Below are 22,106 nucleotides of genomic sequence, written 5' to 3' on the forward strand. Positions count from 1 at the left end.
CCCCCAAAATCCGCTCTGATGATAAAGTTATAGATGTAGAGCACAACACATAATCCTTCCAAGGGGGAAGCTATCTATGAAGAAAAAGTGGTATCCTGCAGTGCTTTCTGTCTTATTAGCAGGTACGATGCTGGCTGGTTGTGGGAGTGGTGGAAGTAATGAGGCGCAGGGCAGTGCAAATGGAGAAACAGCAAAGGAGAAAATAAAGCTTACGATGTGGGGGGCAGTTCCTGCCGAAGCCGGGCCTCAAGCTGTAATTGATAACTGGAATAAAGATCATCCAGACATTCAGGTCGAGTATATCCGTAATGTAAATGACGATGCAGGCAACTTAAAGCTAGACACTGCATTGATGACCAATCAAAACATAGACCTTTTCATGAACTACGATCTTGCTCATTTACAGAAACGTATGGATGCAGGCGTTGCCTTGGATCTAAGCACGAAAACAGACTATGACATCGACAGCCAGATCGGCGAGGACGCAGCAATGTGGAAAATCAATGATAAGTACTATGGGATTCCTACAAAGAAAAACATGGCGTTTGTATGGTTGAACAAAGATATGCTGGATGCAGCAGGATTACCGATTCCTGCGGTGGACTGGACTTGGTCAGATCTTGAGGAGTATGCGAAGAAGCTAACGAAGCCTGGTGTGTACGGATTACTGCAGGCAGATTCCTCCTTCTCAACAACGATGGACGGTACGCTGGCTGGAATGGGTGTGAAACAGGCGGATGGTACCTCAAACTTTGGGAATGATCTCTGGAAACAGCACCTGGAAATATTGCATAACATGATGTTCGTGGACAAATCCACACCGGAATATGGGGAGCAGCTGACCAGTAAAATGCCGGTTGATACCATGTTCCTGCAAGGCAAAGCGGCAATGCTGGCAGCCGGTGAATTTATTTTTAGAAATGCGAACAACTTGAAGGACTATCCGCATGATTTCAAAACTGCGTTCGCCGCTATTCCAAAAGTGAATAAGGATCAAAAGGATTATAAATATTCGGGCGGTGTGGGTGACATGCTTGCTCTTAATGCAAAGTCCAAAAACCTGGATGCAGCTTGGGAGTTCGCAAAATGGTATGCGGATGGCGGTATGCTGCCAATGGCAAGCGGGGGTCGTATTCCAGCCTCTAAGAGTGTAGACAGTAAGGAAGCGATGAGCCTTCTCTTGAATGGTGTAGAAGACAAATATGATACAGATTCAATGAATAATATTGTATTCGGCAAATTCCCATCCTTCCAGCTAAATGTACCTCAACAAGCCATTGATGCACGTAAAGAAGAGTATGAAAAATACTTCTTAAATAAGCAAGATATTGATACCACGATGAAAAATATGCAAACCCGTTCGCAAGAGTTAATGAAATAAAGAAATAGCTAGCACAAAAGAGAAGGAGGAAGAATTCTTCGTTCTTCTCTTTCGTGTACCCATTTTTCAGCATACGAAAGGCGGCGATACCGTGAAGCGGAGAAGCTGGATGGACAGACAAGGCTGGATCGGCATGACTTTTATTCTCCCGAATATGATTGGTATTCTCTTATTCTTTGTGATTCCTGCAATCTTTTCCTTTGTCCTGATGTTTACGAATTATCAATTTTCAAATCCGAATTGGCAATTTACCGGGCTGGATAATCTCAAACGGTTGTTCCATGACGATAATTTCTATGCCTCGATCAAATATACGGTGATATTCCTGATATCGGTTCCAGTATCGATGGTGCTCGCTTTTATTGTGGCGCTATTTCTAAACCGCAGTGTGTATCTTAAAGGCGTATTACGTGGAATGTTTTTCTTACCGTATATCTCTAGTGGAGTAGCCGTTGCATTTGTCTGGATGCTGCTATTTCAGCCTTCACAGGGACCCATCAATGAACTGCTTCGCTGGATTGGCATAACATCGCCGCCAGGATGGTTTGCAGATACGGAAACCGCAATGTATGCCATTGATATCGTACAGATCTGGCTGATGCTTGGCTACAATATGATCATATATTTAGCAGCACTACAGGAAATTTCGACAGAACAACTAGAAGCTGCCCGGATCGATGGTGCAAGCACATTCAAAACAACATGGAAAATTGTATGGCCTCTTGTTAGTCCAACAACTTTTTTATTAATGATTACCGGATTAATTATGACGATGAAATCGTTCTCGATTATTCAAGCCATTACGGCTGGAGGACCTAGCGGAAGTACGACGGTCTTATCACTATTCGTTTATAAAACAGCATTCAGTTATTACGATATGGGATACGCTTCAGTTATTTCATGGTTCTTGTTCGCCGTCATTCTCGTTATTACAGTCATTCAGTGGATCGGCCAAAAGCGCTGGGTTCATTACTAAATGAATCCACAAAGTGGAGCTTTGCGGGAGGCCCCGAAACCATAAATTAAAGGAGCAGGCGGTATGAATGAAAAAGCAGGAAACATGAAGGTGAAGCTGCCAGTAACGATCATCATGTTTGTTCTAGGACTATTTATGATTGTGCCTTTTCTATGGATGCTCAGCACGTCTTTTCAGACACCTGCCGAGGTGTTTAACGAATGGCTGCCTTCATCTCTCAACTGGAGCAATCATATTCGGGTGTGGACAGGAAGTTATGATTTTGTTCCGTATTATTTAAATTCACTTAAGATATCGATTATTGGAACTGCGGGAGCTGTGTTTCTATCTGCCCTTGCCGCTTACGGATTTTCACGTACTTCGTTTAAAGGGCGGGATGGCCTATTTGTCATATATCTATCCATGATGATGGTTCCACCACAGGTACTTTTTGTTCCTAAGTTTATCATGTTTAACTGGGTTGGGATTTACAATACGCACTTGGCCCTAATCCTTCCAGCCATGTTCTCGATCTTCGGTGTATTTATGCTTCGGCAGTTCTTCATGGGCATTCCTAAGGAAATCACGGAATCTGCTTTTCTGGATGGAGCCGGGCATTACAGAATATTTTTCCGCTTAATTCTGCCATTAGCGAAGCCGGCAATCGCTACGTTTGCTATTCTTGATTTCTCCTGGCAATGGAATGATTATGAGAATGCGCTTGTATTTTTGCAGAGCCCTAAGCTATATACCATTCCGCTTGGATTGCAGAATTTTATTCTTGAGAACAATGTGGATTACAACGGGATGATGGCCGCTTCGTCGGCTGCGATCATTCCAATGATTGTTATCTTCTTCATAGGTCAGAAATATATTATTCAAGGGATTTCTAGCTCGGCTGTGAAAGGCTAACTATAGGAGGGATACTGACATGAGAACAGAAACGGTTAAATCCGATGTGACAGTGGTCGGGGGTGGACTTGCAGGGATGAACGCGGCGATTGCTGCAGCACGTCTTGGGTTAAAGGTAGCACTGGTACAGAATCGTCCTGTACTTGGTGGTAACTCGAGTTCAGAAGTTCGGGTTTGGGTATGTGGTGCAACAGGACATGGTGTAAATCGCTATGCACGTGAGACAGGCATTATGGGTGAGCTGTTCATCGAGAATCAATACCGGAACCCGGAAGGGAATCCATATCTATGGGATCTAACCTTGCTCGAAGCGGTGAAGGCAGAATCGAATATCAGCTTGTTCCTAAATACCGATGTACGTGAAGTGGAAGCGGAAGGTGAGGCAGAGGAGCGTACGATTCAGAGTGTGACCGGCTGGATGATGGGATCTGAGCGTTTAATCACGTTCGAGAGCGATGCTTTCATCGATTGTACGGGTGATGGTTTAGTTGGCTTCCTAGCAGGAGCGGATTTCCGATTAGGACGTGAAGCCCGTCATGAATTTAATGAGGAATGGGCACCAGAAGTGCCTGATAATATTACATTAGGCAGTACATTATTATTTTATACACAGGATACTGGAAAACCGGTACGTTATGTTGCACCCTCATTCGCTAAGGATATTACAACAACTTCTATCCCGATCCGCCGGGTCATTCGGAGTGGGGATTCAGGCTGTCACTACTGGTGGATTGAGTGGGGCGGCGAGCTTGATACGGTGGATGAGAATGAACGCATACGTGATGAGTTATCCTCAGTTATTTATGGGATTTGGGATTATATCAAAAACTCGGGCCATTTTGATGCCGAGAATATGACGCTTGAGTGGGTTGGCTCGATTCCGGGTAAACGTGAATACAGACGGTTTGTTGGCGATACGATTCTAACGCAAAATGATATTCTCGCGCAGCGTGAATTTGCAGACCGTATTGGATTTGGTGGCTGGTCAATTGATCTACATCCACCACAGGGGATGTACGCACAAGAGAGTGGCTCCAAGCATCTGCATGCGGACGGGATCTACCATATTCCATTTGGTTCGCTATATTCGAAGAATGTACGGAATCTATTCTTCGCGGGTCGTAATATCAGTGCATCTCATGTGGCTTTTGGAACAACACGCGTTATGGCAACCTGTGCAATCATGGGTGAAGCAGCTGGAACAGGTGCCGCTTTATCCGTCATCAAAGGTGTGACCCCTCGTGAAATTCGCGAGCAGTATATGCATGAATTGCAACAGGTGATGTTAAAGCAAGATGCTTCGATTATTGGATTACGTAACGAAGATCCACTGGACCTCGCCAGAAAAAGCGAGATTCATGCATCCAGCACGATGAATGGTATCCTGCTGGATCGCCCAGCCGAAGCTTATGAGCTTTCTCATGATGTAGGGATTTTGTTTCCGGTTGAAGGAAGTATCCGTGGGTTAAGGCTGCTTGTGTCAGCAAGTATTCAGACGCAGCTGACCGTGGAGATCTGGACGACTGGACGCGCGGAAAATTACGTGCCGGCGGAGTGCAAACAGGTTGATGTTATAACAGTACAGGCTGGAGAGCAGCAATGGATTGAAGTTCCGATACAAGAGGAGAAATGTAGTCCAATCGGCGAATGTAATATCTTCGCTATTATTCGAGCTAATGAACACCTTCAATTGCATATTTCAGAAACCCCAATCACTGGTGTCATTACATTTGAGCGAGGTGCTAAATCCGTTGTTGATTCATCGCTGGAGGATCATCAGCCAGATCAGCCGGTGATAGAGTGGAGCATGAAACAACTTGTACGCAGGCATTTCTGCTTTGCAGTAGAAACATCGGCATATGCTGCATCTAAAGTCATTGATGGATATGTTCGACCTTTCGCGGGACCGCATAGCTGGGTTTCTGAGCCGATGACCGCGGGTAGATCGGAGTGGGTAGAGGCGCGTCTCCCGGATGCTTCTCCAGTCTCCGAAATTCATTTCACCTTTAATGATGATGTCAATGAAGATCTCATCAACTTACATCACCATGAAACGCCATTTCTAGTGATTCCTGAACTGGTAAAGAACTATGATGTAGAGCTGCTCATTGATGGCGCGTGGCAAGTCATGCTCCGTGTCAAAGACAACCATCGCCGGAAGAATGTTCATCGATTAGAGAAGCCTGTCCTTACAGATGCTGTCCGGATCGTTATTCATGAAACTAACGGTGGAGTACATGCCGAACTTGTGGAAATGCGGATTTATCAAGAAGCAACGGCTTTGCCGACTTTATAGGGACGGTATCCGTTTCTGCGGGAAATACAAAATATATAGGATAACGTAAAACTTATACTTTCTTGTATTCTAAAATAGAGTTCATTTATAATTGAACGCCCTCGAAGGGAAGCCGTCAGGCTTCCCTTTTCTTGTTTTTTAGATTACACTATTCAAACGATATTTTTATATAAAGGAGACAGCTAATGACAACGAAGACTAATGGCCGTCCCCCTGAGGCTGTATACATTCATATCCCTTTTTGTACCAATAAGTGCTTTTATTGTGATTTTAATTCCTATGTACTCAAGGATCAGCCAGTTATGGATTATCTCGAAGCTTTGGATCGAGAGATGGAGCAGACCGTCAAGAACACCCCTCCGGGTGTTATCAAAACGATCTTCGTCGGCGGAGGCACACCCACTGTTTTAAAACCTGATGAAATGGCTTATTTCTTAAAGTCTGTTCGTACGCATTTCCCAAACTGGGATAAAGATATTGAGTTCTCTATGGAAGCTAACCCTGGAACAACGGATCTGGACAAGCTGACGGTTATGAAAGAAGGCGGCGTGAACCGGGTGAGCTTTGGCGTTCAAGCATTTCAGAACGAGCTGCTCACAGGCATCGGCCGGATTCATAATGTAGATGATGTATACCGGAGCCTAGAGAATGCACGTGCAGTTGGACTAAATAATCTTTCAGTTGACCTGATGTTTGGGCTGCCTAATCAAACTGTTGAGATGTTGGGCGAAAGTATCCGCAAGGCGTTGGAGCTGGATCTACCCCACTATTCTATTTACAGCTTGAAGGTGGAGGAGAATACTCTTTTTCACACGCTGTTTAATAAGAACAAACTTCCTCTTCCTAATGAAGAAGATGAATTGCAAATGTACCTCCTGTTGATGTCCTCTATGAAGGAAGCTGGTTACAATCAATACGAGATCAGTAACTTCGCGAAACCGGGAATGGAGAGCCGCCATAATATCACCTACTGGCGTAATGAAGATTATTATGGTCTAGGAGCAGGAGCACATGGATATGTGGGGCGTCAGCGGCATATTAATGTTAAGGGCGTAAATCCATATGTAGAAGCAACACGTAAAGGGCTGCCACGACTGGATGCATACCCAATCTCAGAAGCAGAAGCGATGGAAGACTTTATGATGGTCGGATTGCGTATGCATGAGGGCGTCTCTAATGAAGCTTTTCAGGCGCAATTCGGGCGTTCAATAGAGGAAGTATTCGAGAAATCCTTGCATAAAATGCTGCATGCAGGGCTGTTGGAACAAGAAGCAGGGGGTTACCGACTCAGCAAGCAAGGAATCTTGTTTGGGAACGATGTTTTTGCTGAATTTGTAGGCGCCCTGACAGAAGTTTAATTTTAAAATACCCCTTGAATTGTAATTCACTCTGTTGTATATTTATTCATATTATCAACAGAGGGGTGAACCAAAGTGCTTGCCAAGACGGAAATGATTCGCCATTCGTCTCCAGCGGGAGACGCACAGGTAATTTGTAGAAATGCTGTGGTAGAAGACGTTGAGCCATTGTATCTAATGATAGAAGAGTATGCACAGCGCGGCATCATGTTGCCCCGTTCCCGGCAGGCGCTGACACGCCAGATCGATCAATTCGTAGTTGCTGAAATCGAAGGCAGATTCGTAGGCTGTGGTTCACTTTTCAAGCTCGGGAATGATCTCGTAGAGATTCGTTCGATTGGCTTGAATGATGAAGGTAAGGGTAAAGGCGTAGGCTCCATGATATTGGCGAAGCTGGTCGAGGAAGCTAGGAACCAGAAAATCCCAAAGGTAATGGCACTAACCTATGCTGTTGATTTTTTTCTTAGAAATGGATTTGAAGTCGTCCAGAAAGAGATTTTCCCCGAAAAAGTATGGACAGATTGCGTGAATTGTAAAAAGCAGCATGCCTGCGATGAAATAGCAGTGCTTAAGATACTGAACTGACTTGACAACGTCAATGTCAGTTTGGTATTTTTGTATTAGTGGTTAGCACTCATCTGAGTCGAGTGCTAACGAATCGGAGCCACAGCCGATAGGAGGGAATAACATGTTAACTGATCGCCAGAGAATGATACTAAATGCAATTGTGGATGATTATATTTCATCGGCAGAGCCAGTAGGATCTCGCAGCATTTCTAAACGGGGAGATGTAGGATACAGTCCGGCTACGATTCGAAATGAAATGGCTGACCTGGAGGATTTAGGTTATCTCGAGCAGCCTCATACATCGGCGGGAAGAATTCCTTCCCATAAAGGATACCGATATTATGTGGATCATTTGGTACCGTGGAATTCCGCCGAAACGGCAGAAATGGGCACGATCCGCGCTTTTTTTGCCGAGAAGCTAAATGCAATGGAGCAGGTAATCCAACATGCGGCGATGATTCTTTCCAATATGACGAATTATACTTCCATCCTGCTGGGACCGGAGGTTTTTCATACTTCATTGCGTCATTTTCAGTTGTTACCACTAGATGATACAACCGCTGTGGCCATTATCGTCACAAGTACGGGGCAAGTTGAGAATCGTACGGTGAACATTCCGCCGGAGATTTCTGTTTCCGAGATGGAGAAAGTGGTTAACCTACTGAATAGTAAACTGGTCAATGTACCACTCTATAAGCTGAAGACTCGGCTCTATTCCGAGCTTGGCGAAGAAATGCAGCGTCACATCTCACATTATGAAGAATTAATGCAGGTGCTGGACACCGCGCTGGAAAGCGATCAAGAGCAGCGCATCTATCTCAGCGGAGCAACGAATATGCTGACACAGCCTGAGTTCAAAGACGTAGACAAGGTGAAGAGTATTCTTGATCTGCTGGAAGAGACACCGACACTGCTCAAAATGCTGGCCCCTACAGTGGGTGGCACAGGTATTCAAGTACGAATAGGAACAGAAAACAATCACGAAGCGTTCGCTAACTGTAGTCTGATCACCGCCACTTATTCACTTGATGGGCAGGCACTAGGAAGCATTGGAATCCTTGGGCCGACCCGTATGGAATATGCAAGAGTGATGGGGATCTTGGGCATTTTATCCCGAGATTTGACAGCGATGCTGGCGCACTGGTATAAGTGAACAGAGTCAACATGATTTCGTGAATGATTTTAAGGAGGTGAAGACAACTTGAAAAAGGAACAAGTTCAAGATTCTAATGAATTCAAAGAGGAATTGATCAATGAGGAGCCTGTGGCTGAAGTAGTCTCAGATGCCGACTCATTTACAGCTGAAAACGTTAGTGAAGGTGCTTCAGATACAGGTGCTGAGGTGAAACGCCTACAGGATCTTGCTGATGAATATCAAGGTCGTGCACTGCGTGCACAAGCTGATTTTGATAACTTCCGTCGTCGTACCCAGAAGGAAAAAGAAGAGTTGGCTCAATATGCTACCTCCAAGCTCCTGACGGAATTGCTTTCCGTGCTGGACAATTTCGAGCGTGCGTTAGTCACTACTCCAGCTAATCCTGAATCCGAAGCTTTCGCGAAGGGCGTTAATATGATTTTCCGTCAGCTGGATGGAGTATTGAAGGCTGAGGGGCTTACAGCTATGGAAACAGTAGGACAGCCTTTTAATCCTGAATACCATCAGGCTATTATGCAGGTTGAGAGCGAGGAGTACGAAGAGGGTATCGTTACAGAAGAGGTTCAAAAAGGATATCTTCTGAAAGATAGAGTTCTTCGTCCGGCCATGGTCAAAGTCAGCATGTAGTCTGTCTATATAGGACGGGCAGTTTCTGCTCGCCATAAAGCAGCAGTGCTTTTGCCTACTATTTATCCGATTGCAGGCTGTTGCCCGGATAGTTTTATTATCAATCGAATTTTTTTGATATTTTTATAAATTTATTGAGCTTAGGCTCCATATAACTTTAGAGGAGGCAAATTATTGTGAGTAAAGTTATCGGTATTGACTTAGGAACCACGAACTCTTGCGTTGCCGTTATGGAAGGCGGCGAAGCCGTAGTAATTCCAAACCCAGAAGGCGCGCGTACAACCCCTTCGGTTGTAGGCTTTAAGAAAGACGGCGAGCGTATCGTCGGTGAAACGGCTAAACGCCAAGCGATTACTAACCCTGATCGTACGATCAGCTCTGTTAAACGTCACATGGGTACTAACCACAAAGAAAGCATTGATGGTAAAGACTACTCCCCACAAGAAATTTCGGCAATGATTCTGCAAAAACTGAAATCCGATGCAGAGGCTTATCTTGGCCAAACTGTTACTCAAGCAGTTATCACTGTTCCTGCTTATTTTAATGACAGCCAACGTCAAGCTACCAAAGATGCAGGTAAAATTGCAGGTTTGGAAGTTCTGCGTATTGTGAACGAGCCAACAGCAGCAGCTTTGGCATATGGTCTGGAGAAATCCGAAGATCAAACCATTCTAGTCTATGACCTTGGTGGCGGTACTTTTGACGTATCCATCCTTGAACTTGGTGATGGCTTCTTCGAAGTAAAAGCTACAAGCGGCGACAACAAGCTGGGTGGCGACGACTTTGACCAAGTGGTTATGGATTACCTGGTATCCGAATTCAAAAAAGAGCAAGGCATTGATCTGAGCAAAGATAAATCTGCTGTACAACGTTTGAAAGATGCAGCTGAAAAAGCGAAAAAAGAATTGTCAGGCGTACTGACAACAACTGTATCGCTTCCGTTCATCACTGTGGTTGACGGCGTACCTCAGCACTTAGAGATCAACTTGACTCGTGCGAAATTTGATGAACTGACTGCTGGTCTGGTAGAACGTACTTTGGGACCAACTCGTCAAGCATTGTCTGATGCTGGTATGACACCTGCAGACCTTACTAGAATCGTTCTGGTTGGTGGTTCTACACGTATCCCAGCTGTACAAGATGCTATCAAAAAGCTTACTGGCAAAGAACCACACAAAGGTGTGAATCCGGATGAAGTAGTAGCTCTTGGTGCTGCTGTTCAAGCGGGTGTATTGACTGGTGATGTTAAAGACGTTGTATTGCTTGACGTAACTCCGCTTTCCCTGGGTATTGAAACTGCAGGTGGCGTGTTCACGAAGATGATCGAGCGTAATACTACGATTCCTACAAGCAAATCCCAAGTATTCTCAACCTTTGCTGACAATCAACCTAGCGTAGAGATTCACGTGCTGCAAGGTGAGCGTCAAATGGCAAATGGCAACAAGACACTGGGACGCTTCATGCTGAACGAGATTCCACCAGCACCACGTGGCGTGCCACAAATCGAAGTTTCTTTCGATATTGATGCCAACGGTATCGTAAATGTATCTGCAACAGATAAAGGCACGAACAAGAGCCAAAAAATCACTATCACTTCTTCCAGCGGCCTGAGCGACGCAGAAGTAGAACAAATGATGAAGGATGCCGAGCTTCACGCTGAGGAAGACCGTAAGCGTAAAGAACTGGTAGAAGCGAAGAACGGTGCTGACCAACTCGTGTATTCTACTGAAAAAGTAATTAAAGATCTTGGTGATAAAGCTGATGCTTCTGATGTTGAAAAAGCAAATGAAGCTAAAGATAAAGTTAAAGCAGCACTTGAAACTGACAATCTTGAAGAAATCAATGCAGCTACAGAAGCATTGACTGAGATTGTACAACAGTTGTCCATGAAGCTGTACGAACAAGCTGCTCAAGCTGAGCAAGGTGCTGAAGGTGGCGCTGGAGCCGCTGAAGGCGCTCCTAAAAAAGATAATGTAGTTGACGCTGACTATGAGGTTGTTGACGAAGATAAGAATCAAGGGTAACCTTATACGATAAGTGTAATAGGAAACTGATAAATTCTTATATAGTTAAGAAGGGAAGGTCAAAACCGGGTCATCCCGTGTTTTGACTTTCCTTTTGTAATATCAGATTGCACACTCTTTGCGAATGCGCCTTCTGATATTGTAAGAATAAACATCGCTGAATCTGGATGGTCAGATCCTGAGGTTTTATCGTATAATGGTTTGTTTGACAGGTAATAAGGAATTTGAGTATGTATGCACGGAGGTGAAAGCAGTGGCAGATAAACGCGATTATTATGAAGTGCTTGGCCTTAGTAGAGATGCTTCAGACGATGAGGTGAAAAAAGCGTACCGGAAATTGGCGCGCCAATATCACCCAGACGTGAATAAAGCAGATGACGCTGAAGCTAAGTTTAAGGAAGTAAAAGAAGCTTATGATGTTCTTAGTGATGGACAACAGCGAGCTAGGTATGACCAATATGGCCATATTGACCCTAACCAAGGTATGGGCGGCTTCGGAGGCGGCGGTGGTGGCGACTTCGGAGGACTTGGCGATATCTTTGATATGTTCTTTGGAGGCGGCGGACGCCGTGATCCTAACGCACCGCAGCGCGGTGGGGATTTGCAGTATACCATGACCATTGAATTCAAGGAAGCGGTATTCGGCAAAGAAACCGATATTACTATTCCACGTACAGAAACTTGCGATACCTGCTACGGCTCCGGGGCTAAACCGGGCACTAAACCAGAGACTTGTTCCGTATGTCATGGTAGTGGACAACAGGAATTCGTACAGAATACACCGCTTGGACAGATGCGTAATCGTCGTCCTTGTTCACATTGCAGTGGTACAGGTAAGATTATTAAGGAAAAATGTACGACTTGCGCCGGACAGGGTAAGGTTAAAAAGCAACGCAAGATCCATGTGCGCATCCCTGCCGGTGTTGATGACGGTGCACAGCTGCGCATGACTGGCGAAGGCGAAGGCGGCTTACGCGGCGGTCCTGCTGGAGACTTGTATATTGTTATCCGTGTTAAATCGCATGATTTCTTCGTGCGTGAGAACGATGATATTATGTGCGAGGTTCCACTTACGTTTGCACAGGCAGCACTTGGTGATGAGATTGAAATTCCAACCTTAACCGAAAAAGTGAAGCTGAAGATTCCTGCCGGAACGCAAACAGGCACTTTCTTCCGCCTCAAAGGTAAAGGTGTTCCGCGTCTGCGCGGATCTGGCCAAGGTGATCAGCATGTACGAGTAATTGTTGTGACACCTAGCAAGCTCAATGAAGAGCAAAAAGAATTGCTACGCCAGTTCGCTTCTCTGAACGGAGAAAACACACATGAACACGAACAGTCCTTCTTTGATCGTGTGAAACGTGCGTTTCGCGGGGACTGATATCCTAACTCATTCATTCAGTAAATGAATAGAAAAAGACAGCAGAGCAGCGATCCTCCCATTATTGGGGGATCGCTGCTCTGCGTTTTTGTTTAGCATGAGATTAGGGCAGGGCCATTTAACTAACCTCATGCAATTCTTTGGAGGAGCTGTGATGCTGGAACCTGGGGAATTTTGCGAGCTTGGCTAACTCGGAAAACCCGGAAAAGCCTGGCAGCTCGTGGTGAACTCGGCAAGCCCGGTAACTCCGGTAACTCCGGTAACTCCGGTAAACCCCGCCGAACCTCTGAACCCGAATCCCGTCCGCGAACCCTGAACCCCGAACCGCGAACCGCGAACCGCGAACCGCGAACCGCGAACCCCCGAACCCCGAACCGCGAACCGCGAACCGCGAACCGCGAACCGCGAACCCCGAACCCCGAACCCCGAACCCCGAACCCCGACCCCGAACCCCGACCCCCGAACCCTGTAACCTTGAAACCCCCGACTGGTCTCCATCTTTTTTTAACACACTATCTGTTTTGAATTATCTACGTGGGCATGGTAAATGTCGCATAATCCAGCATTTAAGTGCAACTGCGTCCGATAGCGCCGAGAATAATCATCTGAGTGGATAGGACCCAAAAGATGCTGGAGGCATACGGACCCAGTTGACGCTATTTGCACATTTTTCTCCTTTTGAGCGAAGTTTCGGACTCCAGTGCAGCTATTGTCCAGAAAAGCGCTCATATTTGATGTTTTTCCTGCTAATAGCGACTATGAGGTCCGATGGCATGGCAAATATCGCATAATTCAGCGTTTAAGTGCAACTGAGTCCGATAGCGTTGAGTGTAATCATCTGAGTGGATAGGACCCAGAAGACGCTGGAGGCTTGCGGACTCAGCTGACGCTATTTGCACATTTTTCTCCTTTTGAGCGAAGTTTCGGACTCCAGTGCATCTATTGCCCAGAAAAGCGCTCATATTTGGTGTTTTTCGTGCTAATAGCGACTATGAGGTCCGTTGGTATGGCAAATGTCGCATAATTCAGCGTTTAAGTGCAACTGTGTCCGATAGCGCTGAGAATAATCATCTGAGTGGATAGGACCCAGAAGACGCTGGAGGCTTGCGGACTCAGCAGACGCTATTTGCACATTTTTCTCCTTTTGAGCGAAGTTTCGGACTCCAGTGCAGCTATTGTCCAGAAAAGCGCTCATATTTGATGTTTTTCGTGCTAATAGCGACTATGAGGTCCGTTGGTATGGCAAATGTCGCATAATTCAGCGTTTAAGTGCAACTGTGTCCGATAGCGCTGAGAATAATCATCTGAGTGGATAGGACCCAGAAGACGCTGGAGGCATACGGACCCAGTTGGCGCTATTTGCACATTTTTCTCCTTTTGAGCGAAGTTTCGGACTCCAGTGCAGCTATTGCCCAGAAAAGCGCTTATATTTGGTGTTTTTCGTGCTAATAGCGACTATGGGGTCCGTTAGCATGGCAAATGTCGCATAATCCAGCATTTAAGTGCAACTGTGTCCGATAGTTGCCTCGTATGCGCCGCAGATGTGACCTAAAGCGAGAAAGCCCCAGCAGCCATCTGGCTGCTGGGGCTTTCTTTGAGAGTTCAACTAGATACTGTTTAAGAACGTAGGTCCTCGAACACGCGGCTCAGAATCGTTGCTGCCTGTGCCCGAGTCAGAATACCTTGTGGATTGAAGTTGTCCGCGCCAACGCCCTTGAGATAACCTTTGCTTACCGCATAGGCTACGGCGTTACGTGCTTCTGCAGCGATGTTGTCGGCATCCTTAAAGCTCAAAGGAGTCTTAGCTACTGTAAGATCAGCACCTAGAGCTTCAGCAATGATAAGAGCTGCTTCTTCGCGAGTCAGCACATCACGTGAACCACTTTGTTTGATACGAGTATTCCAAGTGTCACCTTTTCCAAGTAGACGGTCGAAGAGCGTTAGTAGCTCCGCTTGATTTAAGGTGTCAGTAGGCTTGAAGCTGCCATCGGTTCCTTTGCCGGCAATGATACCATGAGCAGCAAGAACTTCGATATCGCCTTTAGCCCAGTGAGTGCCGATATCCTTGAAGCTTACATTACGGAATGCAACGCTATAAGAGCCGTCGCCAGTAACTGTAAACTGTAGAATACCTTCTTTAGAGAAAGATCCAGGTTGCAGATAGGACCACTTATGATCCTTTGTTTCTGCATAGGCGGCAGTTTTTCGAGCATCACGTAGACTGCTGTCTTTTAGATTAAGCTGAAGGGTAATCGGCTTTCCGGTTGTCCAACCATTTTTAATGGTCAGAATGGAAGAACCAATATTGATCGCAGCTGAGCTTCCTGATAACACTGCTGCATCACTAGCATCAGCCAGACTTATCGTAAGCAACAAACCACTGCTGCTAATGAAATCCGGAAGGGTTGCCGCTGGAATAAGAACATTGAACCCACTACCGTTAAGGCTGAGTGCATTCTCCGATTTCTTCAACTGTTCGGCTTGCGCCGGGGTAAGAGTAATAACGACTTGGCTATACTTATTGAAATTCACATCGCTAAGATCAAGTACAGAAGTCTTATCTTTTGCATTCTGGATCGAATTTGTTAATGCAGCATCTAAGATGTTAAACACCGTTGAAGGTTTACCACCAGCTGGATCGGCTGTCTCTACTAGCTTCCCAGATTTCAAAGAAGGTCCAGGAGTGGGAGTGCTGGTTGCTGTAGATACATAGGTCTCAGAAGATGGAGAAGACGTAGGTGATGGTGTCGGTGTTGGCGTTTCTGTTGGATCTGGCGTTGCTGATGGTGTCGGTGTTGCTGATGGCGTTGGTGTTGGCGTTGGCGTTGGTGTCGGCGTTGGCGTTGGTGTCGGTTTTTCAGGTGTGCTTACAGTTACACTTACTGTTCTCAAACCAGATGGGATAGTTGATGTTGTGGCATCATTCCAAATCTGGACATCATATAGCTCAAAGGAATAATCTCCTGCTGTTGCTGGTTCGAAGGTTATTTGGGCTAGTGAGCCGGAGCCGTGATAAGCACCTCCTGACAGATTGACACTATATTGTGTCAGTTTGTGGCCGTCTCCAAGGTCATACGTTTGTGAATATTCTGTAAGTGGAACACTAGAGAAATGCTCCTCTTGATACGTAACCAGCTGTACGCTTGGCTGGATTACCGGTGATTCAAGGGAATCATCGTATATGACACCGAATGAAGCCCCATAGACGCCATAAACCTCGTCTGTCACGGAATAATCTAAATCAACGGTCACAGATTGTCCTACTTCAATGGTGGATGCAGAAAGAGCCGGAGTTACTGTGAAAGTACCGTCCCCTGTGCTATAAAGCAGCCGCTGAACGTAATCATCGTCGTCTGCACCATTCCCCACTTTATCGACCACATGGACTTTGTACTCATTTAGCCCCTCGTTAACAGGAACATCAATGGTAAAGGCACCGTTATTTGCAATCACACCGCCAAATTTATAAGCATTCCCATCATAATGTTTGCCTTCGGCATATACGGTAAACCAGTTTCCAATAGGGTTTGTATTAGAAATATAATAGGCCATTAAGTCATCATCAATAAAACCACTAATTTGTGCCACGCCAGGATCGGTTGGCGCTTCGCGTTCATACTCCTCAATGGTGATGCCGGAAACTAGCGGCTTCTCGGTATCAATTGTGAATTCGGCCTTTTGTTTCTCGAGCAGTTGCCCATTGGGAAGCACAGGAATGATGTAGTAGTGACCATCTGCTAAAGTAGACTTGGCGGAGGTCTCCAGGTCTGTTAATGTTCCATCCCAATTTGGAACTTCGTATACGCCACGATAGATCTTCTCATCGATTGCATAAACTTCACCTAAAACTGTTGCAGGAGCATCTTTTGAAGAGGCAACGAAACTTATGCCTTCCAGCTCTTCATTGACAGAAAAGGTAAAGGTGGTGTCATCTGAGCGTCCATCCCCATTAGGTGAAATTTGTGGACTTTCAAAAGAGAGCTGATTAATAGGTGCTACATTAAATTGGTCGCCTACAACAATGTTAAATGGCAGACGAAGGGTTTCTGTATCAGAGGTAAGTAACAGGATACCTTCATATGCGCCCTCTTTTGCTGTTTTAGATACATTGAGTGTAAATTGTGCATATTGATCTACCCCTGAAGTAACGCTGTGTGGTGCAAAATCAATACTAATATCACTAGGCACTTCTGTCAGCCATTTGGTGGACAGGGTGTATGTTTCTCCATTCCCTTTAAAGTCCTCTACATAGACAGCTTTCGTTACGGTAACACCCTTTGGCTGTAAGCCGAAGGATAAGGAACCTGTGTAATAAGGGATTTCAACAGTACCCGGAAGACCGCTGTTAAGGATCTCACCGACTTTAGCAATGGATTTAGCGTTTATCGACTTCTCCAGATTAATTAAACCTGCACCTTGTTGGTACAAGGAGTAAGAATTCCCATCACGTTTAAAAATAGGATCAGCATTGTTCATCAGCAGGGCTTTAATTTCATTTGGCTTCAGATCAGAGTTTTTACTCAGTAACAAAGCCACAGCTCCTACAACATGTGGAGTTGCCATGCTAGTACCATTTTTTAAGCCGAAAGCTTGGTCATAGTTCCCATCCCAGCTAGGGATCGTCGAGTTGATATTGACTCCGGGCGCTACAACATCAGGTTTTATTAGATAATCGGGCATCCCCGGACCCATAGAACTGAAGTTTGCTAACTGATTTACTTCAAGCGCTATATAGTAACTGATTATATCTTTAGCCGCAGCCATCTGAGTTTTTATTTTTTTGCCATCGGCTTGACTGATTCCGTAGGTAGGAATGTAATCCCCAGGCGCACCAAGGGTGGGGCTGATTTCACCAGGCTCATTATTGGCAATCAGCAAAAGCTTCGCACCAGCAGCTTTGGCATTAAGAGATTTGTCTGAGAAGCTCAGCGAGCCCCGATCGACAAGCACTACCTTATCTTTGACATCCAGATTTTTGTAATCGGAAGGACTTCCAAGACCAGCGAAAACGATCTTACTGCCAGCAATATTATCGATTAAATCTGGGGAGTAACTGGCTAATGTCCCGGGAATCTTTTTAACATCGCCAATATCAAAGAAAGGGGTATTTATCGGAGTAGTAGAAGCTCCAACACTAAGCGCGAGTTGGGCACCAGCGGGTTCGCCCAGTGTTCCTGCATCCGGTCCAGCGTTACCGGCGGCAACAATAACATTCACGCCCGATTTTACGGTATTGTCTATCGCGATTGAACTCGCGGAATAGCTTTGGTTGACACTAGAGCCTAGAGAAAGGTTAATAACATCTGCTCCGTCATCGACCGCTTTCTCAATACCCGCAATTACATCCGCTGTGGAACCAGATCCATAGGGACCAAGTACGCGATACGCATACAATTCTACCTCAGGTGCCACATCTAAAATTGTCCCGGCAACGTGTGTACCATGCGAGGTTTCGTAAGGAGTGCCTGCTCTTGGAGGGAAGTTAGCATCAGGGGCTGTTTCAGCCGGATCATCATCCTGATCATATACATCATAGCCGCCCTTATAATTATCTTTTAACAAAGGGTGATTCTTATCAATACCAGTATCGACAACCGCTACCTGTACATCTTTGCCTGTGTAACCTAAATCATGTAGTTTGTCCGCGCCTATTAGCTTGCCGCTGTCTGAATAGGAACGTGTAACAGGTAATGTCGCTACTTCAACACTGTCTGCTAACGCATGTACTTCTTCATTCGGATAAATAGCGGCAACGCCTGGAAGCTCTAACAGCTTGTTTACTTGATTGGCTGGCAGCGTAATGGAATACCCATTAAAAATCTCACTGTATTCAAAACCGATATTTGCATCGATTTTCTGTGTTGAGGAAATAAAGCTTTTATGCTCTGAGATAATTTTACTGCGTTGTGAGGAGACTGAGGATCGTAAAGAATAAGTTTTTGCCTCATTTACATACACACTGACTGGTTTATTAGTCAATTCCACAATCACTGAAACTGGTGCTGAACCTTTGAGTACTCCAGCATAGTTATGAGGGGTCACACTTTGAGACTGTACATCCGTAACCAGGGTTGAAGATTCAAGGGATGAGTTCGCAAATGCAGCTGATGGAAAAAGAACAGACACAGCCAGACCGAAGCTTGCCGCTCCAATAGCAAATCTTTGAATAGAGTGTTTAAAGGTACGTTTCAAATAAGTTCATCCTCCCAAATGAATTTTTTGTATTACAATGTGTCTGTGGTTCTCCTCCTCCATATAAAATGTAAAAAATTATGAAAATTAAATTTATTCTACAGCTATAACTTCAAATCGAATATACAACTTTAGTACCATATTGCAGCGAAGCGTTGAGGAAAATGTCGAATACCCAGTAGATAAGTGGAATATAAGAAAATCAGAGCATAAAACAAGTGAAATTAAGACAATATAAATGAATGCAACAGATGTCTGAATTTCAAGCGAGAGCGGGGATAAGATGTCGGAAAGATATATTTTGGCATATTTTAAAAGTCCAGAGGAAGCCGAAGGCGTCGCGCGCAAGCTTCGTGCACTTCGGGCCATTGAAGTTTCCATTGATCGCTTCAGTAGATATGGAGGTACCAGCTTTAGCTCAGGGGTAAATCCGGTGACAGGCAATGTGGCCAGAATGGACTCCATGACTGCTGAGCACGCACACACAGGCATACTTGCAGCTGCGGACACCAGCTCTAGCGGAATGAGTCATGGTGGTAACGGAGGTCCAACGGGGAGAGATATTTTGCTTACGGTTATTGTGCATACGGAGTCCTACGATCAGGCTCTGCGCTTAATTGAAGAAGCAGGCGGGATGGTCTGATCGGCACTTCATTAATAAGAAGAAAGGAGACGAACAATGGATAGAGAAAACTCACAAATCTTCTCCAAGACGGAGAAATTGAAAATGTTATATGAAGCTAAAGCGGAGGATGTAGAATTCTCGGCGGCGGAAGCCGATCTTGATGATATTGAAGCTCAGGATCGCGCACAAGAAGCGGACAAACGTCAGCTGAATGAGATTATGAAGAAAGAATAGCAGCTAAAAAAGCTAAGGCGGATACCTCACTTTGTGGGGTATTTTTGTGTTTGGGCATGTATAATTAGGGCGAAGAGCTTAAGTGTGGGGGGAGAAGATGGATAACGTTATTTTGTGGACAGGATTAGCCTTATTGATCGCACTATTAACCTATTTGAACCAGAAGCAGTTGTACTCTCCAAAAGTAAAACGGGCCTATCGTGAGTTGCGGGAGCTGACAGAGAAGGTTCGTATGGAGCGCTCTGAGGCGAGCGATTTGTATCGATGGGAAGCAGAATTAACCGAACTAGAGAATCATCCGAACGAACTGAATAAATTGGATGCCGAAATTAGGTTTCATCACGCATTTTTGTTATATCTTGAACGTCACTACCCTTCAGACCCAAGGATTATTGGTTTGAAGCAAGCTGACGCATATCAGAAGGATATGGTTTTGGGGATTAAAATAAAAGATTATAAATCCAATTAATAAGATACTTTTGACTGTACGTACAATGGGAGAAGGAATATATTCGCACAGGTCGCAGACAACTGCTGCATGAAGCGAAGGTAGACGTAGCTTGAACACAAATCGCAAGCGCTTTATCACGAATTAGCAGAAACGCTTGAACTGAGCGATAGTCCTGTGGCGCAGCAGGTATGCCATGATATTAAGGAATTGCTGACACCTGAACGATTACGCGAACTATTACATACCGTTCATGGAGTACCACAGTAGAAGAACTGGGTGTGAAGGACGAGTTACTGCGCCGCAGCCTAGCTGGAGTGCATTTGATTTGGATGAACTGCGAAATTTTGCTGCGTGCTCGTAATGAGGGAACGACTGAAGTAGTGGTAAAATAAAGTTGCTTTGTGGTTGGAATCTGAAAATTGAAATTAGTAATGGGATTGAGAATGATAGAATTTGAAAATGAAATTGAGAGTTGAACCCTAGCTGATATTTGCAGCTGGGTTTTTTTGTTATGAGATCAGAAAAATGAACTAAATTAGGGCAAGCTTTTAGCTTATAAGTAAGGCTACCGCTAAGAAGAATTTGGGCGTCTCATAGTCGACGTAGCTGTAGATGCATTTCTGTTGGAATTGGATATAATTTTCGGCATGATTGAGGTTGGAAAATGAATAATTAGGGAAAACCTCCCACTATTTTTCTCTAAATGCTCGAAAAAATGAGTTTTTAGGGAAAACCTCCCTGAAAAACGCTCGAAAAGATAGAAAAAGCCTGATTTCATGAGTTTTTGGGGAGTATTTCCCTAAAAGATAGATCAACCTTCGAATCTTGCACATCATTAGGGAAATTTTCCCTAATTATCATTATTTTCAATTATATTAACGTCTGCAGATGTTATAAATATTTTAAGTAAAATAGCTAATATCACACTACAAATTAAGGATGTATAATTGTTCGAATATACTAACTACGACCAATCAAGTATTGAATTTTTTCAGGGGGAATTAGAATGGGGCTGGTACACTCTCAAGGAGTTACTGATGAGCTTGTTGTTAGATCTTTAGAAAGAAATTTAGCCATTATCCGGTTTGACCTTGATCGCCGAGTTGCTTATGTGAATGAGGTTTTTGCAAATTCCATGGGATATAAAAAAGATGAAATGTACGGAATGCATCATAAAGAGTTCTGTTTTCCACATTTCGCAGATAGCCCAGGTTACGAACGGTTTTGGCAGGATCTTTTTACAGGGAAGAGTTTTCAGGATAAGATCGAACGAATGGATTCGAAAGGAAATGCGGTTTGGCTTGAAGCCACCTACATGCCAGTGTTTGATGAAAGCAATGAACAAGTCATCGGAGTATCTAAAATAGCAACTAATATCACCCAAAGACAAAGCAACATGAGTAATGTTGTACTACGGATGCAAGAGATGGCAGACAGCTTGAATCAAAGAGCAGATTTAGGTATTGAGCGCAGTCAAGAATTATTACGAAGCATCAACAAAATCGCCGAAGTATCGATAGAAAATACACATACTCTAGCTAATCTTGAAAAGCAAGCTGTATCGATTCATAGCATCGTGCAAACGATTCGCGATATTGCTTCGCAAACGCAATTATTAGCCCTAAATGCTGCTATTGAGGCAGCGCATGCCGGGGAGTATGGCCGAGGTTTTGACGTGGTGGCAAAAGAAGTAAGAAAGTTATCTTCCATGGTACAAGATTCGATCATAAAGGTACGGGATAGTGTGGATGCGATCACGCTGGAAATTGGAAAGATCTCTATAGGTACAAATCAAGTGCAAGAAAATATAGAAGATAGTCAGCAGCAGGTTCTGGTGGCGTTGGAGGATTTTTCGAAGATTGCTTCATCTGCACAAAATCTCGACACACAAGCGCGTGAGGTTATGGATATTCTCTAGCAGCAGTATGTATGTTGATAGATTGAATATCA

Annotated in this window: 15 protein-coding genes; 14 read left to right on the plus strand and 1 reads right to left on the minus strand. The window is 44.7% G+C overall.

Annotated features, from left to right (window positions below; all coding sequences use genetic code 11):
• Positions 1 to 76: 76 nt before the first annotated feature.
• The 10 genes from MHH49_RS16865 (at position 77) to dnaJ (ending at position 12,654) form a co-directional block, all read left to right on the plus strand.
• Positions 77 to 1,381, plus strand: coding sequence for an ABC transporter substrate-binding protein (locus tag MHH49_RS16865; RefSeq protein WP_038572941.1), 1,305 nt, complete (start codon positions 77 to 79; stop codon positions 1,379 to 1,381).
• A gap of 91 nt (positions 1,382 to 1,472) precedes the next feature.
• Positions 1,473 to 2,357, plus strand: a complete 885-nt coding sequence (locus tag MHH49_RS16870) for a carbohydrate ABC transporter permease (RefSeq protein ID WP_232061438.1) — start codon at positions 1,473 to 1,475, stop codon at positions 2,355 to 2,357.
• A 63-nt stretch (positions 2,358 to 2,420) separates the two neighbouring features.
• Positions 2,421 to 3,248, plus strand: coding sequence for a carbohydrate ABC transporter permease (locus MHH49_RS16875; RefSeq protein ID WP_036677500.1), 828 nt, complete (start codon positions 2,421 to 2,423; stop codon positions 3,246 to 3,248).
• Between the two features lie 19 nt (positions 3,249 to 3,267).
• A complete protein-coding gene (locus MHH49_RS16880; protein ID WP_076099002.1) occupies positions 3,268 to 5,544 on the plus strand; it encodes an FAD-dependent oxidoreductase in 2,277 nt (758 codons plus the stop codon).
• A 185-nt stretch (positions 5,545 to 5,729) separates the two neighbouring features.
• Positions 5,730 to 6,902, plus strand: a complete 1,173-nt coding sequence (hemW, locus tag MHH49_RS16885; protein ID WP_036677494.1) for a radical SAM family heme chaperone HemW — start codon at positions 5,730 to 5,732, stop codon at positions 6,900 to 6,902.
• Between the two features lie 93 nt (positions 6,903 to 6,995).
• A complete protein-coding gene (locus MHH49_RS16890; protein ID WP_051490987.1) occupies positions 6,996 to 7,487 on the plus strand; it encodes an N-acetyltransferase in 492 nt (163 codons plus the stop codon).
• A 103-nt stretch (positions 7,488 to 7,590) separates the two neighbouring features.
• Entirely contained in the window at positions 7,591 to 8,622 is a 1,032-nt protein-coding gene (gene hrcA / locus MHH49_RS16895; protein ID WP_036677493.1) for a heat-inducible transcriptional repressor HrcA, read from the plus strand.
• 48 nt (positions 8,623 to 8,670) lie between these two features.
• Entirely contained in the window at positions 8,671 to 9,252 is a 582-nt protein-coding gene (grpE, locus tag MHH49_RS16900; RefSeq protein ID WP_036677491.1) for a nucleotide exchange factor GrpE, read from the plus strand.
• A 176-nt stretch (positions 9,253 to 9,428) separates the two neighbouring features.
• Complete coding sequence (dnaK, locus tag MHH49_RS16905) at positions 9,429 to 11,276, plus strand: molecular chaperone DnaK (RefSeq protein ID WP_036677488.1); 1,848 nt, start codon at positions 9,429 to 9,431, stop codon at positions 11,274 to 11,276.
• A 253-nt stretch (positions 11,277 to 11,529) separates the two neighbouring features.
• Positions 11,530 to 12,654 carry a molecular chaperone DnaJ gene (gene dnaJ, locus MHH49_RS16910; protein ID WP_036677487.1) on the plus strand — a complete coding sequence of 375 codons (1,125 nt, stop codon included), beginning with the start codon at positions 11,530 to 11,532 and terminating at the stop codon, positions 12,652 to 12,654.
• A gap of 1,617 nt (positions 12,655 to 14,271) precedes the next feature.
• On the opposite strand, the gene MHH49_RS16915 is transcribed toward dnaJ, so the two are convergent.
• A complete protein-coding gene (locus MHH49_RS16915) occupies positions 14,272 to 18,846 on the minus strand; it encodes a S8 family serine peptidase (protein WP_341138291.1) in 4,575 nt (1,524 codons plus the stop codon).
• 283 nt (positions 18,847 to 19,129) lie between these two features.
• On the opposite strand from MHH49_RS16915, the gene MHH49_RS16920 reads away from it, so the two are divergent.
• The 4 genes from MHH49_RS16920 to MHH49_RS16935 all read left to right on the plus strand — a co-directional run bounded on the left by MHH49_RS16920 (position 19,130) and on the right by MHH49_RS16935 (position 22,074).
• Positions 19,130 to 19,489, plus strand: a complete 360-nt coding sequence (locus MHH49_RS16920; protein ID WP_036683926.1) for a hypothetical protein — start codon at positions 19,130 to 19,132, stop codon at positions 19,487 to 19,489.
• A 36-nt stretch (positions 19,490 to 19,525) separates the two neighbouring features.
• Positions 19,526 to 19,705, plus strand: a complete 180-nt coding sequence (locus tag MHH49_RS16925; RefSeq protein WP_036683923.1) for a YfhD family protein — start codon at positions 19,526 to 19,528, stop codon at positions 19,703 to 19,705.
• 97 nt (positions 19,706 to 19,802) lie between these two features.
• Positions 19,803 to 20,174, plus strand: coding sequence for a hypothetical protein (locus tag MHH49_RS16930; RefSeq protein ID WP_036683921.1), 372 nt, complete (start codon positions 19,803 to 19,805; stop codon positions 20,172 to 20,174).
• A gap of 988 nt (positions 20,175 to 21,162) precedes the next feature.
• Positions 21,163 to 22,074: a methyl-accepting chemotaxis protein gene (locus tag MHH49_RS16935; protein ID WP_036683918.1), complete on the plus strand. Its 912-nt coding sequence runs from the start codon at positions 21,163 to 21,165 to the stop codon at positions 22,072 to 22,074.
• Positions 22,075 to 22,106 lie beyond the last annotated feature (32 nt).

Origin of the sequence: Paenibacillus sp. FSL F4-0122 (assembly GCF_038002845.1) — a bacterium.
GTDB classification, from domain to species: Bacteria; Bacillota; Bacilli; order Paenibacillales; family Paenibacillaceae; genus Paenibacillus_AQ; species Paenibacillus_AQ odorifer.